The sequence below is a fragment of the Cobetia sp. AM6 genome, from assembly GCF_009617955.1.
Lineage (GTDB): Bacteria > Pseudomonadota > Gammaproteobacteria > Pseudomonadales > Halomonadaceae > Cobetia > Cobetia amphilecti.
This window is the reverse complement of the sequence record NZ_AP021868.1, coordinates 63569-79540: the sequence shown is the minus strand read 5'-3', so window position 1 is coordinate 79540 and position 15972 is coordinate 63569. Positions and strand designations below refer to the sequence as shown.

The 15972-nt window shown below is 62.5% G+C and carries 14 protein-coding genes and 1 pseudogene; 6 read left to right on the top strand and 9 right to left on the bottom strand.

Annotated features, from left to right (window positions below; genetic code table 11):
- Positions 1 to 19: 19 nt before the first annotated feature.
- Positions 20 to 865, bottom strand: a pseudogene (locus CLAM6_RS00355) (YifB family Mg chelatase-like AAA ATPase); the annotation flags it as partial.
- A gap of 1168 nt (positions 866 to 2033) precedes the next feature.
- Here CLAM6_RS00355 and CLAM6_RS00350 point away from each other — a divergent pair.
- Positions 2034 to 2312: a CBU_0592 family membrane protein gene (locus CLAM6_RS00350; protein WP_197738695.1), complete on the top strand. Its 279-nt coding sequence runs from the start codon at positions 2034 to 2036 to the stop codon at positions 2310 to 2312.
- A gap of 94 nt (positions 2313 to 2406) precedes the next feature.
- Here CLAM6_RS00350 and CLAM6_RS00345 read toward each other — a convergent pair whose 3' ends face one another.
- Positions 2407 to 2781: an accessory factor UbiK family protein gene (locus CLAM6_RS00345; RefSeq protein WP_153635027.1), complete on the bottom strand. Its 375-nt coding sequence runs from the start codon at positions 2779 to 2781 to the stop codon at positions 2407 to 2409.
- A gap of 437 nt (positions 2782 to 3218) precedes the next feature.
- Here CLAM6_RS00345 and CLAM6_RS00340 point away from each other — a divergent pair, with 437 nt between their 5' ends.
- From CLAM6_RS00340 to glnK, 3 genes are all read left to right on the top strand, one after another.
- Complete coding sequence (locus CLAM6_RS00340) at positions 3219 to 3557, top strand: P-II family nitrogen regulator (RefSeq protein ID WP_043331582.1); 339 nt, start codon at positions 3219 to 3221, stop codon at positions 3555 to 3557.
- A 31-nt stretch (positions 3558 to 3588) separates the two neighbouring features.
- Positions 3589 to 4836: an ammonium transporter gene (locus CLAM6_RS00335; RefSeq protein ID WP_043331583.1), complete on the top strand. Its 1248-nt coding sequence runs from the start codon at positions 3589 to 3591 to the stop codon at positions 4834 to 4836.
- A 149-nt stretch (positions 4837 to 4985) separates the two neighbouring features.
- Positions 4986 to 5324: a P-II family nitrogen regulator gene (gene glnK / locus CLAM6_RS00330; RefSeq protein WP_024951507.1), complete on the top strand. Its 339-nt coding sequence runs from the start codon at positions 4986 to 4988 to the stop codon at positions 5322 to 5324.
- Positions 5325 to 5453: 129 nt separating this feature from the next.
- Here glnK and CLAM6_RS00325 read toward each other — a convergent pair whose 3' ends face one another.
- Positions 5454 to 6230 carry a ferredoxin--NADP reductase gene (locus tag CLAM6_RS00325; RefSeq protein ID WP_043331585.1) on the bottom strand — a complete coding sequence of 259 codons (777 nt, stop codon included), beginning with the start codon at positions 6228 to 6230 and terminating at the stop codon, positions 5454 to 5456.
- A gap of 286 nt (positions 6231 to 6516) precedes the next feature.
- On the opposite strand from CLAM6_RS00325, the gene CLAM6_RS00320 reads away from it, so the two are divergent.
- Positions 6517 to 7464, top strand: coding sequence for a LysR family transcriptional regulator (locus CLAM6_RS00320; protein WP_107335730.1), 948 nt, complete (start codon positions 6517 to 6519; stop codon positions 7462 to 7464).
- A gap of 146 nt (positions 7465 to 7610) precedes the next feature.
- On the opposite strand, the gene CLAM6_RS00315 is transcribed toward CLAM6_RS00320, so the two are convergent.
- The gene (locus tag CLAM6_RS00315; RefSeq protein WP_043331587.1) at positions 7611 to 8039 is read right to left on the bottom strand and encodes a host attachment protein; all 429 of its coding nucleotides are present in this window, start codon (positions 8037 to 8039) and stop codon (positions 7611 to 7613) included.
- Positions 8040 to 8295: 256 nt separating this feature from the next.
- On the bottom strand, positions 8296 to 10239 hold the full coding sequence (locus CLAM6_RS17860) for a methyl-accepting chemotaxis protein (protein ID WP_242007716.1): 1944 nt from the start codon (positions 10237 to 10239) through the stop codon (positions 8296 to 8298).
- Between the two features lie 335 nt (positions 10240 to 10574).
- Here CLAM6_RS17860 and CLAM6_RS00305 point away from each other — a divergent pair, with 335 nt between their 5' ends.
- The gene (locus tag CLAM6_RS00305; RefSeq protein ID WP_153635025.1) at positions 10575 to 11123 is read left to right on the top strand and encodes a hypothetical protein; all 549 of its coding nucleotides are present in this window, start codon (positions 10575 to 10577) and stop codon (positions 11121 to 11123) included.
- A gap of 144 nt (positions 11124 to 11267) precedes the next feature.
- Here CLAM6_RS00305 and CLAM6_RS00300 read toward each other — a convergent pair whose 3' ends face one another.
- From CLAM6_RS00300 to CLAM6_RS00285, 4 genes are all read right to left on the bottom strand, one after another.
- Entirely contained in the window at positions 11268 to 11996 is a 729-nt protein-coding gene (locus CLAM6_RS00300; protein ID WP_043331784.1) for an amino acid ABC transporter ATP-binding protein, read from the bottom strand.
- A 78-nt stretch (positions 11997 to 12074) separates the two neighbouring features.
- A complete protein-coding gene (locus CLAM6_RS00295; protein ID WP_043331588.1) occupies positions 12075 to 13199 on the bottom strand; it encodes an amino acid ABC transporter permease in 1125 nt (374 codons plus the stop codon).
- A gap of 10 nt (positions 13200 to 13209) precedes the next feature.
- A complete protein-coding gene (locus CLAM6_RS00290; protein ID WP_043331589.1) occupies positions 13210 to 14400 on the bottom strand; it encodes an amino acid ABC transporter permease in 1191 nt (396 codons plus the stop codon).
- Between the two features lie 227 nt (positions 14401 to 14627).
- Entirely contained in the window at positions 14628 to 15653 is a 1026-nt protein-coding gene (locus CLAM6_RS00285; protein ID WP_153635024.1) for an amino acid ABC transporter substrate-binding protein, read from the bottom strand.
- Positions 15654 to 15972: the final 319 nt, after the last annotated feature.

Sequence of the window (15972 nt, the reverse complement as noted above, 5' to 3'; positions counted from 1 at the left end):
ACGATTGTTGAAAATGACAGCCACCGCCCACCAGCGCGACCCCACTGGCCGTGTGGTGCGGAGCACGAAAAGGCCGCTGACCCCAGCGCTCCATGATCGGCAGACCACATACCGAGCGCACCGCCGCGACTTCCAGCGCCTCCCCTTCGCCCAGTGGCGGCAAGATGCCGGACAGGCGACTGGCCAGCATCGTCTTGCCGGTGCCCGGCGGACCAGCAAATAGCAGATTGTGGCCGCCGGCCGCGGCGATCTCCAATGCCCTGCGTGCCTGATGCTGGCCACGCACCTCGCTCAGGTCCGGCTCCGGCAGGCGCGCCTGGGGAATGATCGAGCACACATGCGGCGTGAGGCGCTCGCGCCCCAGCAGGTGAGCCACCAGTTCCAGCAGATGACCCACCGCCAGTACTTCCAGCTCCTCGGCGAGCGCCGCCTCGTCGGCATTGCCGCGCGGCACCACCAGCGTCCGCCCCGCCTTGCGACAGCAGGGTGCGGCTGGCAGCACGCCGGTCACGGCACGGATGCTGCCATCCAGCGCCAGCTCGCCAAGGCACTCCATCGCTGCCACGGCCTCTTCCGGTATCTGCCCGGAGGCAACCAGAATCCCCAGCGCAATGGGCAGATCGAAGCGCCCGCCTTCCTTGGGGAGGTCCGCTGGCGCCAGATTGAGGGTGATACGGCGCGCCGGAAACTCGAAGCCGGCATTGAGCAGCGCACTGCGCACCCGCTCGCGACTCTCCTTCACCGCCGCTTCCGGCAAGCCGACGATGGACAGCCCCGGCAAGCCGTTGGAAAGGTGTACCTCCACCTGAACTTCCGGTGCCTCGAGACCAAGTGACGCGCGCGTGCGCAACATTGCCAATGACATGAGCCTTCCCTGCGTGATGCCGCCTCTCAGTTGCACGGCGCAATCGGAGCAGGCACTGGCCTGCCATGAGCGCGAAGGCACACACCGCTGCCAACCCTCCCAGCATGGCAAACCTCATACTCCCCAGAAGGCGAGCGCCTCAACGCTCGGGCGCTCGACAATTTCCGCAAGGCTTCGCACACCCCCCACGACACTGCCATGCGTCACCTGAAAATGCGTGTTCAGGTGACGGTTATCGCGCCTATAACGTAAATTCCCTTACGCCCCAGGCTCCCGCAATTACTGAATACGTAACAAACAGACAGGCTGTGGATAATATTACATAATCATCACTTGTGGACATTTTTTGAGCGCTCAAAACTTCATCATTCAAGGCACTGATGCCATCGATGATCAAGCAAGCCAACGTCGGACCAGGACACCCACAGCCCGACCTCAACTCACAAGCACCAACCAACAGAAATTAAACTCAATAACTGCAGGCAGAATGCTTGGACGATCGACTCAGTCGAGTGATGAAAGCCATGTCAGAGATCAGATTGAGCCAGAGGAGCTCATGAGGCGCCTGTCAGGGAGAGATCAGCGAGGCGCATGCGCTGCGCTCGAGGAATTTGCACGAGCATCGGGTCGTTGATACTCGGGGATTGGCGCCTGAGGACCTGGCGCATGGGTGATGGCTTACTGCTGCCTGGTGATTGAGAGCGTCTGGTGCCCTGCAGCTGCGGCTGCCATTTCAGCTTCACCCGCCGCAACGCGCCCGGGTGCTGACGCTGCGGATCTCTCGCCGGCATGACGCTTATGCTGCCAGCATTGCCGACAAACGCTCGCGGCGAATTAAAAGTAGCGGTTTTGGCAGCACTTTCCACGCAAAAGCGCCTGTTTTGGCGTATTTCAGCGCCACCAGGCGCCATACAGGCATGGCGTGGGGCCGACTCGAGACCTGCCTGCACCAATAAAGTGCTCATACAGGGGCGATAGCGTCCTCGAGAGAGCCACAAGAGTGCCGCCAGACGGGGACTGCTGTATATTTGATCGGTTGTCCCGGCCTCGCCGGGATGACCGCCAAGCTGTCTCACGGAACGCCGCCGATACGCGGCAGAGAATCGTCCAACCCACGGAAAGGGCCAGCCATTCAGGACGACTTCGGCTTGTTTCAGGAGCACTACCCATGCAAGACATGCTTGCCCCGCTGGCATCCCTGGCGGATGTGATCGGCATGCTAGGCACCACTCTGGTCGTCGGCGCCTTCTTCCTGCTGCAGATCGGCAGACTCGATGCCCGCAGCCTGACCTACAACCTGATGAATCTGAGCGGGGCGATCCTGCTGTTGATCAGCCTGTGCATCAATTTCAACCTCGCCAGCTTCGTGATCGAGATCTTCTGGATCATCGCCTCACTGGTAGGTCTGGTGCGCTGGATGCTGGGCACTCGCCCCCAGACTGCCTGAGGCCGCCCCTCAGAATCAGCGGCGCCCATGACGCAAAAAACCGCCACGCCCCGAAAGGGCGTGGCGGTTTTGGTTCAGCCGTCACCTGAGGGGATCAGGCGTCGCGCTGGCGCTCGATTTCCGCGGCGTGACTGGCGGCTTCACGCTTCGCTACCGCGACTTCCCCCTCGTCATCCACTGGCGTGGCGGGCTCGGCAGCCGGTGCATTGGCCGCTACCAGCCCCTGCTTCTCCAGCAGTGCCTCAAGGGCGATGACCTGCTTTTCCAGCGACTCGACGCGGCTGCGCGTACGCGTCAGCACATCCATCATGATGTCGAAGTCTTCACGCGAGACCAGTTCCATGCGGTCGAAGGCACCGCGCATCACCCCTTGCACGGACTTCTGCAGCTCTTCCGGGCCATGCGAGGCATCCTGCAGGCGCTCACCGATCTGCTGGGCCATACGCCCGATGACGTCATTCTTGAACATGCTGCACCTCAGCCGTTGCGGGCCGGCGGCCGCGTCGTGCGGACTGCCGGTCAGAAAATGATGACACCCCTGTACATGGGGCCGTCGTGTCCTGCTGCAAGGATACGCAACCCTGGAGTCGGGTGCATGCCCCGCATCGTCCTGCACCAGACAATCCTCATCGGCAGGCACACACCTGCACCACATTAGCACTTGCCCCCACACCCAAAGGCGCAGAAACAGCACCATTACGGTGCATGCCAGGTGACCTTCGGATTCAGCCATCTTTGCACAGGCCGAAAGGCTATCAGCCATCCTGCGATAACCAGATGAGTTACAAGGATTTTCAGTCGCATGGCACATCTCGTGCGATGCACTTGTCAGGAACAGGCCGCCAGCTCATCTGACTGGCCATGCTTAACAAGAATGATCATTCCGGTAGCGAACGGGGGCAGCACATGAAACTGATCACCGCCATCATCAAACCCTTCAAGTTGGACGACGTGCGAGAAGCACTGGCCGACAACGGCGTGCAGGGGATTACCGTCACCGAAGTGAAGGGCTTCGGACGTCAGAAGGGGCACACCGAGCTGTATCGCGGTGCCGAGTACGTCGTCGACTTCCTTCCCAAGGTCAAGATTGAAGTGGCTGTCGATGACAGCAGTGTGGAATCGGTACTGGACGCCATCACCCAGGCGGCCAACAGCGGCAAGATCGGCGACGGCAAGCTGTTCGTCACTCCGCTGGACGATGTCATCCGTATCCGCACCGGTGAACGCGGCGCCGACGCTGTCTGAGCCCCGCGCACAATAACAAGGAGAACCCCGCATGAACGAGATCATCGAGGTCAAGTACGCACTTGATACCTTCTACTTCCTGGTCTGTGGCGCCCTGGTGCTATGGATGGCAGCCGGCTTTGCCATGCTCGAGGCCGGTCTGGTCCGCGCCAAGAACACCACCGAGATCCTGACCAAGAACGTGGCGCTGTTCGCCATCGCCTGCACCATGTACATGGTCGTCGGGTATCACATCATGTACTCGAGCGCCGAAGGCGGCTTCCTGCCGAGCCTGGGCTTCCTGATCGGTGCCGAGAATACCGCTGAGGAAGCGCTCGCTTCCGGTGGCGACATCTACTACAGCGCCCGTTCCGACTTCTTCTTCCAGGTCGTGTTCGTGGCTACCGCCATGTCCATCGTCTCCGGTGCGGTCGCCGAGCGCATGAAGCTGTGGGCCTTCCTGGCCTTCGCCGTGGTCATGACCGGCGTCATCTACCCGGTGCAGGGTTACTGGACCTGGGGTGGCGGCTTCCTGAGCGCAGCGGGCTTCAGCGACTTCGCCGGTTCCGGCATCGTGCACATGGCCGGCGCTTCCGCCGCACTGGCAGGCGTGCTGCTGCTGGGTGCTCGCAAGGGCAAGTACGGCAAGAATGGCGAGATCAATGCCATCCCGGGCGCCAACCTGCCGCTGGCCACGCTGGGTACCTTCATCCTGTGGCTGGGATGGCTGGGCTTCAACGGCGGCTCCGAGCTGGTGCTGTCCAACATCGATGAGGCCAACGCGGTCGCTCAGGTCTTCGTCAACACCAATGCCGCCGCCTGTGGTGGTGTCATCGCCGCGCTGATCCTCGCACGTCTGTGGTTCCGCAAGGCTGACCTGACCATGGCCCTCAACGGCGCACTGGCTGGCCTGGTCGCCATCACTGCGGGTCCGCTGGCACCGAGCGTCGGTGCTGCCACCCTGATCGGTGCCGTCGGCGGTCTGCTGGTCGTGTTCTCCATCGTCGGTCTCGACAAGCTGAAGATCGATGATCCGGTCGGCGCCATCTCCGTGCACGGTGTGGTCGGTCTCTGGGGTCTGCTGGCCGTGCCGCTGACCAATGACGATGCCACCTTCTCCGCACAGCTGCTGGGCGCCGCCTCCATCTTCGCCTGGGTGTTCATCGCAAGCTTCGTGGTGTGGCTGATCATCAAGGCCATCATGGGGATTCGCGTCAGCGAGGAAGAAGAGTACGAAGGTGTGGATCTGGCCGAATGTGGTATGGAGGCCTATCCGGAATTCACCTCCAGCCGCAAGTAAGCCTGGACGCGACAGCACCTGCAGCATCAAGACTCCCGCCACCTGGCGGGAGTCTTTTTTCCTGACTGGATAAGCGGTGTATGCTTGAGTCAGAGACCGGCGTGACGAGCAGGCCTCGTTACCCGCACCATCACCCAAGGAGAGACACGATGAAACTGGTCACTGCCATCATCAAGCCATTCAAGCTCGACGACGTGCGCGAATCCCTGTCGGAGATTGGCGTGCAGGGTATCACCGTGACCGAGGTCAAGGGATTCGGCCGCCAGAAGGGCCACACCGAGCTGTATCGGGGTGCCGAGTACGTGGTCGACTTCCTTCCCAAGGTGAAGCTGGAAGTCGCGGTGGATGACGCCATGATCGATTCCGTGATCGAGGCGATCACCAATGTCGCCAATACCGGCAAGATCGGCGACGGCAAGATCTTCGTCTCGCCGCTGGAGCAGGTCATTCGCATCCGTACCGGCGAGACCGGCAAGGACGCCGTCTGAGCCTCTGGCGCAAGCCCCTGGCACTGACGTGCTGCCCCGACGGGTGACATGAGCACAAAAAAACCGCAGGCCATCGGCCTGCGGTTTTTTTCGTTTCAGCACTTGTCGCTCATGCGTGATGCTCGCGGATCACTTCTCGACAAAGGCACGCTCGATCACGTAGTCACCCGGCACGCCCATCTTCGGCGAGATGGCGAAGCCACGCGCATCCAGCATGGCGCTGATGTCGTCGAGCATCGCCGGGCTGCCGCAGATCATGGCGCGGTCGCGCTTCGGGTCCAGCGGCGGCAGGCCGATATCCTCGAACAGCTTGCCGTTCTCGACCAGATCCGTGATGCGGCCCTGGTTGCGGAACTCCTCGCGCGTCACGGTCGGGTAGTAGATCAGCTTCTCGGCGATCTCTTCGCCCAGATACTCGTGCTTGGGCAGCTCTTCCGCGATCATGTCGGCATAGGCCAGCTCGGAGACATGGCGCACGCCGTGCATCAGGATGATCTTGTCATAGCGCTCATAGGTTTCCGGGTCCTGGATGACGCTCAGGAACGGCGCCAGGCCAGTGCCGGTGGAGAACAGGTAAAGGTTCTCGCCCGGCAGCAGGTCGTCCAGTACCAGCGTGCCTGTCGGCTTGCGAGAGACCATGATCTGATCGCCCGGCTGCAGGTGCTGCAGGCGTGAGGTCAGCGGGCCATCCTGCACCTTGATGGAGAAGAACTCGAGGTGCTCCTCGTAGTTCGGGCTGGCGATCGAGTAGGCACGCATCAGCGGCTTGCCTTCGACTTCCAGGCCGATCATCACGAACTGGCCGTTCTTGAAGCGCAGGCTGTCTTCACGCTGAGTGCGGAAGCTGAACAGCGAATCGTTCCAGTGATGGACGTCGATGACTTCGGTTGTGGTCAGACTGCTCACCTGATGGCCTCCCGGGGCGTGGCCCCTCGAATTCGATATTCTTTATTGGCATAAACAAATAACAGCTTATGATCCAATGAACTATGCAGCGATTGTAGTCACTGCAGGGTTATGCGTTAAATGGTTTATCTGGATATAGGTTATCTAGTTTACCAATATTGGTTGCGAATGAATCGCATTTCAACCTCGATCGTGCAGGGTCCGCCCGCTCTGACGGCGAATCCTGCGTTGCGTTCACTTTCGCCTCCTCATCTCTGCCCCTTCACTGCATGCCCCGGGAGGTCGAATGCGCTACAGCCTTCGCCAGCTGGCCGTCTTCGTGGCGGTCGCGCGGCATGACAATGTCTCGCTGGCCGCCGACAGTCTGGCCATGTCGCAATCAGCGGCCAGCACGGCACTGGCCGAGCTGGAGCGTCAGTTCGATTGCCGGCTGTTCGATCGCCATGGCAAGCGCCTGCGGCTCAATGGCCTGGGGCGTGAGCTGCTGCCCAAGGCGATCGCGCTGCTGGACCAGGCCGAGGAGCTGGAGCAGCTGCTCGGTCAGCAGGACGCCACCGGCTCGCTGGAGATCGGCGCAACGCTGACCATCGGCAACTATCTGGCGCCTCAGATCATCGGTGACTTTCTGCATCATCACCCCGCCAGCCGCGTCGAGCTGCACGTGCACAACACCCATCAGCTGATCGACAAGCTGGTGCACTTCGAACTGGACATCGGGCTGGTGGAAGGCGAGGTGGAGCACCCGCTGCTGGAGGCGACCCACTGGGTCAGTGATCGACTGAGCATCTTCTGTGCGCCGTCACACCCGCTGGCACAGGGTGAGGTCACGCTTGAGCGCCTGCTGGCGGCTCGCTGGATCATGCGCGAGCGTGGCTCCGGCACACGCGGCACCTTCGAGCAGGCATTGCGCCCACATCTGGACGGGCCTTCGACCAGCGTCTCCCAGCGCCTCGACATCATGCTGGAGCTGGAACACACCGAAGCCATCAAGCGTGCCGTGGAAGCGGGGCTCGGCATCGGCTGCATCTCGCGCCTCGCGCTGAGAGATGCATTTCGGCGCGGCAGCCTCGTCGAGCTGCCCACTCCATGGCTGGAGCTGACGCGCGCCTATCGCTTCGTCCACCATCGTGATCGCTTCATCACCCAGGCGATGCGCGAATTCGTCGCCGGTTGCCGCAACCTGAGCGGCAGCGCCTCACGCAGTGACGAGATCATCCTGCCGCAGGTACCGTAATTCGCACATGCACGGCCTTCAGCAACCGAGCCTGATGGCACTACCTCCTCACGTCATGAGGCTCACAAGAATAGCGAGCACTCACACACAGACGCCGCCAGCGTTTCCGCTGGCGGCGTCCTGGTCTCTGGATGACGGGGGTGTGATCAGTGGGTCAGGCCGGTGAAACGTGCCTTGATCTCATCAGCGCTCTCGTGGGAGAGGTCCTTGTCGACGGTTTCCGTCACCAGCTTGGCGACCGGCTTGTCGAGCTTGTCGCGCAGCGCCCCCAGGAACTTGGGCGCGGCGGCGATGATCAGCTGATCGAACTTGCCGTCATTGGCCGTCTGCTTGAGGTATTGCGCGACTTCCTTGGCGAAGAAGTCCTGATGCTTGTCAGAGGTCGCGCCATCATCGCCAGTCTGATGCAGGCTGCCGTGCCCGCCGCTGGATTCACCCTTGCCACCGGTTCTCAGGTCACCGGTATGCTGGCGGCTTTCAGGATGTACGAGGCTTTCCACTTCGGTGACCTTGCCAGCGGCACGGGCAAAGATACGTGCACGTGCGGCGTCGGCAGCAACGATGTAAGTAACCATTTACACACTCCCTGTCTCTCGTGAGGCGTCGTTGATGAAGAATGACGATCATCGCTTCGCTTTCAATTGACTACATGCTGGCACCCTTGCGCACATTCAACCCTTGCCGCTCATTTCCCGCACACCACCCCGCCAGCCCGACGCCTGAAGGTCGACAGGAAAGCAGATAACCCAAAAACGCCAGGGCCGCCCCGAAGGGCGGCCCTGGCGTTTGGTGCGTGTCACTGGCGACTGACAGGCTCGCATGCTGGCGGCCTTACCAGGCTTGCCAATCCAGCTCCTCCGATGCGACGGGTCTGACAGCGCGGGGACTGGAGCCCTGTGCGGACAGGGTGCCTGCGCTGCGCGGCGCCATTGCGGGCGGCTGTGCAGGGCCATCCAGACGGAAGCGGCCCACCATCTCGGCCAGACGCGCCGACTGCTCGGAGAGCGCATCCGCTGCCGCGGCGGATTCCTCGACCAGCGCCGCATTCTGCTGTGTCACCTGGTCCAGCTCGGCCACGGCGCTGGAGACCTGTCCGACACCGTGATTCTGCTCCTGGGTGGCATGGCTGATCTCGCCGATCACCTCACTGACACGCATGACGCTGGCGACGATCTCGTTCATGGTGCTGCCGGCCACCCTGACCTGTTCGGCACCATTGCGCGTGCGCTCGTTGGCGGAGCTGATCAGCGTGGCAATTTCCCGCGAGGCCTCGGAAGAGCGCTGGGCGAGGGTACGTACCTCACCGGCCACCACCGCGAAGCCACGTCCCTGCTCGCCGGCGCGTGCCGCCTCGACGGAGGCATTCAATGCCAGCAGGTTGGTCTGGAAGGCGATGGAGTCCATGACACTGACGATCTCGGTGATCTTGCGCGAGTCGTCATCGATGCCCTGCATGGTGGTGACGACCTCTCCGATCACCTCGCCGCCGCGACGCGCGACCTCACTGGCCGACTTGGCCAGCCCGTCAGCTTCATGTGCGGAGTCCGCGGACTGGGCGACGGTGCCGGAAATCTGCTCCATCGAGGCCGAGGTTTCCTGCAGATTGGCCGCCGCCTGCTCGGTACGTGACGACAGATCCTGACTGCCCTGGCTGATCTCGGCGGCGGCGGTCTGCACCGCGCCACTGGCGAGACGAATCTCGCTGAGCACGCCATTGAGGGTCGAGACGAAGCGATTGAAGGCATTGCCGATCTCGGCGACTTCATCACGCCCGCTGACCTGAATGCGCCGCGTGAGATCGCCCTCGCCTGCAGCGATATCCACCAGCGCATCACGCACCAGCGCCAGGCCGCGCAGACTGCGGCTGGCGATCCACGACATCACGGCGGCCGCCCCCAGCAACACCAGCAGCGTCATGGCCAGCGTGGTCCACAGCTGGGCATAAAGCGGTGCATCCGAGTCGGCCACATCCAGGGCCAGCGCCAGACGCCAGCCGGTGTCTCCCAGCCCTGCCGAATCCAGCTCGGCACTGAACATGCGGTAGTCACGCTGCTGGATATCGACCTCCAGTGCCGACTGGCCGGCGGCCACCAGGCGATTGCTGCTGGCCAGGGTCTCGGGCGTCAGCGCCGATGCGAGTGCACTCATCGGCTTGAGCACCAGGGCATCATCCGGGTGGGCGATCAGCGTGCCGGTATCATCGATCAGGAAGGCGAAGCTGTTGGGCGTCGGCGAGAGTTCGGCAACCGTTCGGGTGATGAACGCCAGCGGCAGATCACCACTGACCACGGCGACCAGCCGTGAGCCGCGATAGACCGGCGCCGCCACACTGATTTCCAGTTCGCCACTGGTGGCACCGACATAGGGCGCCGTGATGACGGGCTTGCCGGTCGCCACCGCCGCCTGATACCAGCCACGTTGGCGCGGGTCATAACCTGCCCGCCCCGGGCGCCCATCGAAGTAACGGAAGCGACCATCCGGGAAGCCGACATAGGTCTTGCTGAAGTCGCCCTGCTTCATCGCCTGGGTCAAGGCGGCATCGGGGAAGTTCTCGAGGCTACTGGCCGCGATGCCGCTCACCGCGTTGATATGCACGCTGAACCACTGGCTCAGCTGGGCGGCGTTCGATCTCAGCAACTGTTGCTGGTAGTCGCTCTCATCGGCATGCGTATTGCGGAACGTGGTCCAGGCATTCAGGCTGCTGACGACCACCAGCGCCACCAGCACTATCGCCACACAGGCTAACGTGATGCGCGCACGTAACGAGGCAAACATCGCCACTCCTTGGTTCAAATCCATCGGGAAGGGGGCCGGGGGCGCCAGCGCAGAGCGCGTCGGTCTGCCCCTCGGTGGCAAGGCATGCAGGCATGCGGTGTACCGGCGTCATCATCGGTACGTGCCGCCCTCTTTATCGGCATGCCCGGCCTTTCCTTTACCCCGCCAGCCACATGCAACGCTCCTCCATCGTTGCCGGAACCGACACTGGCGTCGCGACTCCCGGACATGACGTCGATGGCGAAGTGCGTGCTAACATCCGCCCAACGCGGGGTGCCGCCTGCCCGTCTGCCACCGCTCCCCTCATCCTGTGGTCTTTTCTCGGAGAAGTTTCGATGCGCAATCTGCTCCTGATGCGCCGCCCGCTGCCCCGGCGCGTGCTGGTCACCGCTCACCTGATGCTGCAGCTGGGATTGCTGGCGGCTGCCAGCGGCTGGACGCTGCAGCACTTGACACCCATCGGGCCTGACAACTCGCTGGTCGCGCAGTGGCCGGTACTGGCGCAAGGTGTCGGCGGCTTCCTGCTGGCCTTCGTGATGACGCGCCTGCTGTTCGAGTTGCTGATGGCGCCGCATCACCTGCTGAGCATTCGCGGGGGCAATCACACCCTGGATGCCGCGGCGCTTGTGACGCGCTCCATCTCGCGCCGCCCGGCGGTGCACGACAATGACGACAGCTGGGTCGGCAAGCCGCGCAGCGTCACCTGGCCGCGCGAAGGCGAAGAAGCCCCCGCTGCCACGGCGGCGGCGGCGACATCTGCCGATACACCTGCCGCTGCATCGCCCAAGGCCGCGGCCAAGCCGCAGGAGCCAAGCCTGGGCAGCGATGAAGAGCTGCCAGATACCCACAGCAGCGAAGTACGCCGCACCGAGCCCAGCCTCTAAACGAGCCTCTTTATCCAGAGGAGCGAGATGATAGTGAGCGCCCGCTTATTGCCTTGCGACTCACACACGAAAACGCCCCGCATGATGGAAATCACGCGGGGCGTTGTCTTTTTACGGCTTACAGCATCCGATCAGTCCGTGGCCTCAATGCCCCAGAATCTGGCTGAGGAACAGCTGGGTCCGCTCGGACTGCGGATTGTTGAAGAACGGCTCCGGCGCGTTCTCTTCGATGATCTGGCCCTGATCCATGAAGATGACGCGGTCGGCGACGGTCTTGGCGAAGCCCATCTCGTGGGTCACGCACAGCATGGTCATGCCTTCATTGGCCAGTTCGACCATGACATCCAGCACTTCCTTGATCATCTCCGGGTCCAGCGCCGAGGTCGGCTCATCGAACAGCATCACCTCCGGACTCAGACACAGCGAGCGCGCGATCGCGACACGCTGCTGCTGGCCGCCGGAAAGCTGACCGGGGAACTTGTGGGCCTGATCGGCAATGCGCACGCGCTCCAGGTACTTCATGGCTTCCGCTTCCGCCTCGCGGCGCGGCCGCTTCTGCACCCAGATCGGCGCCAGACAGCAGTTCTCCAGCACCGTCAGATGCGGGAACAGGTTGAAGTGCTGGAACACCATGCCGACGTTGCGACGGATCGCCTCGATCTGCTTGATGTCCTGGGTCAGCGGCATGCCATTGACCACGATATCGCCTTCCTGATGCTCCTCGAGATGATTGATGCAGCGGATCATCGTCGACTTGCCGGAGCCCGAAGGGCCACAGATGACGATACGTTCGCCCTTGCGCACGCTCAGGTTGATGTCACGCAGCACGTGGAAGTCGCCGTACCACTTGTTGAGACCCTTGAGCTCGATCATCGGGCGCTCATCGGCGCCGGTGTTGCCCTGCGAGGCGGATGTTGTCGTTGTCATGATGAAGATTCCTTGGCGCCGTGATCAGCGCTTCTTGTGACCGGTATGCAGCAGGCGCTCGAGATACTGGCTGTAGCGCGACATGCTGAAGCAGAAGACCCAGAAGACCAGCGCCACGAAGGCGTAGCCCTCGATGGAGTAGCCCAGCCATTTGGGGTCGGCGAGACCGGCCTGCACGATGGCGAGCAGATCGAAGAGCCCGATGATCAGTACCAGCGAGGTGTCCTTGAACAGGGCGATGAAGGTGTTCACGATGCCGGGAATCATCAGCTTGAGCGCCTGGGGCAGCACGATCAGCCCCATGTTGCGCCAGTAGCCCAGCCCCAGCGCCATGCCGGCCTCGGTCTGTCCCTTCGGGATCGCCTGCAGGCCACCACGCACCACTTCCGCCATGTAGGCACTCTGGAACAGGGTGATGCCGATCAGCGCGCGCACCAGCTTGTCGAGATTGACCTCGCCAGGCACGAACAGCGGCAGCATCACCGAGGCCATGAACAGCACCGTGATGAGCGGCACACCGCGCCAGAACTCGATGAACACCACACAGATGCTCTTCACGATCGGCATCTCGGAGCGACGCCCCAGCGCCAGCAGGATCCCCAGCGGCAGTGCCGCCACGATACCCACCACCGCCAGCACCAGTGTCAGCATCAGACCGCCCCACTCGTGGGTACCGACGATCTCGAGGCCGAAGCTGCCGCCATGCAGCAGGAAGTAGGCGATGAAGGGGAACACCGCCAGGCTGACGATGGCGACCCAGCCCTTGGCCGGCAGCTTCGGAATCGCCAGCCAGGCGATCAGGGCCGCAAAGACGGCGAAGACGATATCGACCCGCCAGGTTTCCTCGCTCGGGTAGAAGCCGTAGATGAACTGATCGAGACGCGCACTGATGAAGACCCAGCAGGCGCCCTCCCCCGTGCAGTCCTCTCGTGAGGTGCCGCTCCAGCTGGCATCGATCAGCGCCCACTGCAGGCTGGGCACCACCAGCAGATAGACCAGATACAGCGCGAACAGCGTGAACAACGTATTGATCGGTCCGGCGAACAGATTGCTGCGCAACCAGGCCACCGCGCCGATGCTGTCGCTCGGCGCCGGACGGGAATCGATCATCTTCTCGGTGACCCGTGACAGGGTCTTTTCAATCGACATGGGCAGACCCTCAGCGCTCGACCAACGCCATGCGGGCGTTGAACCAGTTCATGAACATGGAGACCAGCAGACTGATGGTCAGATAGACCAGCATCGTCATGGCGATCACCTCGATGGCCTGACCGGTCTGGTTGAGCGTGGTACCCGCGAAGACCGAGACCAGATCGGGATAGCCGATGGCCGTGGCCAGTGACGAATTCTTGATCAGGTTCAGGTACTGGCTGGTCAGCGGTGGAATGATGACGCGCAGCGCCTGCGGCACCACCACCAGACGCAGTGTCATGCCACCGGACAGCGACAGCGCCCGTGACGCTTCGGTCTGGCCGTGCGGTACCGCTTCGATGCCGGAACGCACGATCTCGGCGATGAAGGCTGCGGTGTAGACCGACAGCGCGACCCACAGGGCGAGGAACTCGGGGACGACCGTGATGCCGCCACGGAAGTTGAAGCCCTTGAGCTCCGGCAGCTCCCAGCTCAGCGGCATGCCCATCGCGAAGTAGGCCAGCAGCGGCGCCACGATGATCAGACCGAGCGAGATCCAGCCTGCCGGCAGGCGCTGACCGGTACGGGCCTGACGCTGGCGGTTCCAGTAGCTGAAGATGCCGCTGGCGACGACGGCCAGCACGAACACCGCAATCACCACCGAGAAACCGCTGGAGGTGATGGGGGCCGGCACGAACAGACCGCGAACATTGAGGAAGAACGCCTCGCCCAGCGACAGCGAGCCACGCGGACTCGGCAGGGTTCTCAGGACGGCGAAATACCAGAAGAAGATCTGCAGCAGCAGCGGGATGTTGCGGAAGACTTCGATATAGACCGCCGCCAGCCGTGAGATCAGCCAGTTGGGGGACAGACGCGCGACCCCCATGACAAAGCCGATCACGGTCGCGGCGATGACACCCAGCGCGGATATCAACAAGGTATTGAGCAGGCCGACGATGAAGGTATCGCCATAGGTGGATTGCTCGGAATAGTCGATCAGGCTCTGCAGGATGCCAAAGCCTGCGGTGTTGTCCAGAAAGGCAAAGCCGGTGGTGATGCCACGGCTTTCGAGGTTGGTCAGGGTATTGCTGACGATGATCGCCAACACACCGAACACGCCTGCCAGCATCAATAGCTGGAAGATCAGTGCCCGCTTGGCCGGGTCACGCCAGAATGGCGGCTTGACCGTGGCCGGCGGGCGAGAAGCAGGTTGTGTCATACAGGCAATCTCCGCCGGAAAGCTATGCGATTTCCGCCTGCCGTCCTATCGAACGGCAGATCAGTTATCTCTCGGCACTCGATGAAAGGGTCACGAGGAACAGGCTGGGCCCCACATGACGCTGGCCAGAGGAAGTGGAGCAAGACGCTCACTTCCCCTGGCCAGCGTCCTTGCTCAGCCTGTCATGAGGGGCAAGGCCCACCCGAAGTACAGGGCGAGCCCGCGCATCAGCGAACCGGCGGGGCGTACTGGACGCCGCCATCGGTCCACAGTGCGTTCAAGCCGCGCTCGATCCCCAGTGCGGAACCGGTACCGACGTTGCGCTCGAACATCTGACCGTAGTTACCGACCTGCTTGATGACCTGATAGGCCCAGTCAGCCGGCAGCCCCATGGCTTCCCCGTAGTTGCCATCAGCACCGACCAGGCGCGCGACGTTCGGGTTGGTGTCCGACTTCTTCTCTTCGATGTTGTCGGAGCTCAGCCCCATCTCTTCGGCGTTGATCTGGGCGAACAGGGTCCATTTGACGATGTTGAACCACTGGTCATCGCCCTGACGGACGACGGGGCCCAGCGGTTCCTTGGAGATGACTTCCGGCAGTACCATCGCGGATGCCGGATCGGAGAGCTTGATACGCAGCGCGTAGAGCTGGGATTGGTCGGAGGTCAGGACGTCACAACGACCGGCTTCGAAGCCCTTGACGGTCTGGTCAGAGGTATCGAAGACGACCGGCTCGAAGGACATGTCGTTCAGGCGGAAATAGTCCGCCAGGTTGAGCTCGGTGGTGGTGCCGGACTGGATGCAGACGGCTGCCCCGTCCAGCTCCTTGGCACTGGAGACGCCCAGGTCCTTGCTGACCATGAAGCCCTGGCCGTCGTAATAGTTCACGCCAGCGAAGTTGAGGCCCAGTGAGGTGTCACGGGTCGCCGTCCAGGTGGTGTTGCGGGACAGGACATCAATCTCGCCGGACTGCAGCGCGGTGAAACGCTCCTTGGCCGTCAGCGGTACATAGCGCACCTTGCTGGCATCGCCCAGCACGGCTGCCGCGACGCCGCGGCAGACGTCGACATCGAGGCCCTGCCAGTTACCGGCGTCATCCGGTGCCGAGAAGCCCGGCAAGCCGGTGCTGACGCCACACTGGACAAAGCCCTTTTCCTTGACGCTATCCAGGGTCGCGGCACTGGCGCCTGTCGCCATGGAGGCGGCCAGGACAGCGGCGCTAGCGATCAGCAGTGGCTTCTTGTTGTTATGCATCGTGATTCCCTCGCGAAAGTCTGGAGTCCGCTCGATCAGCCTCGAGTCAGAAGTGGTGCAATGCATTGCATGGCACCTACCGACAATAGCAAGCCGCGTTCCAATTTCCGCCTATCGCGTGATCCGCTGCGTTCAACGCTGAAAAAAGCGCTAAAACCCAGTGATATAGGCCAAAGCCTCGGGGTGGGGCGGCGGATCATTCCGCGCGATTGCCGCGCAGTTAGGCTCATGGCGAGACCAGTTCGCCTCATATCGGTGCAAAATAAAAACGGCCGTTTCATTGCGAAACGGCCGTTGGCGGTGCAGCGATGTGGCGCGA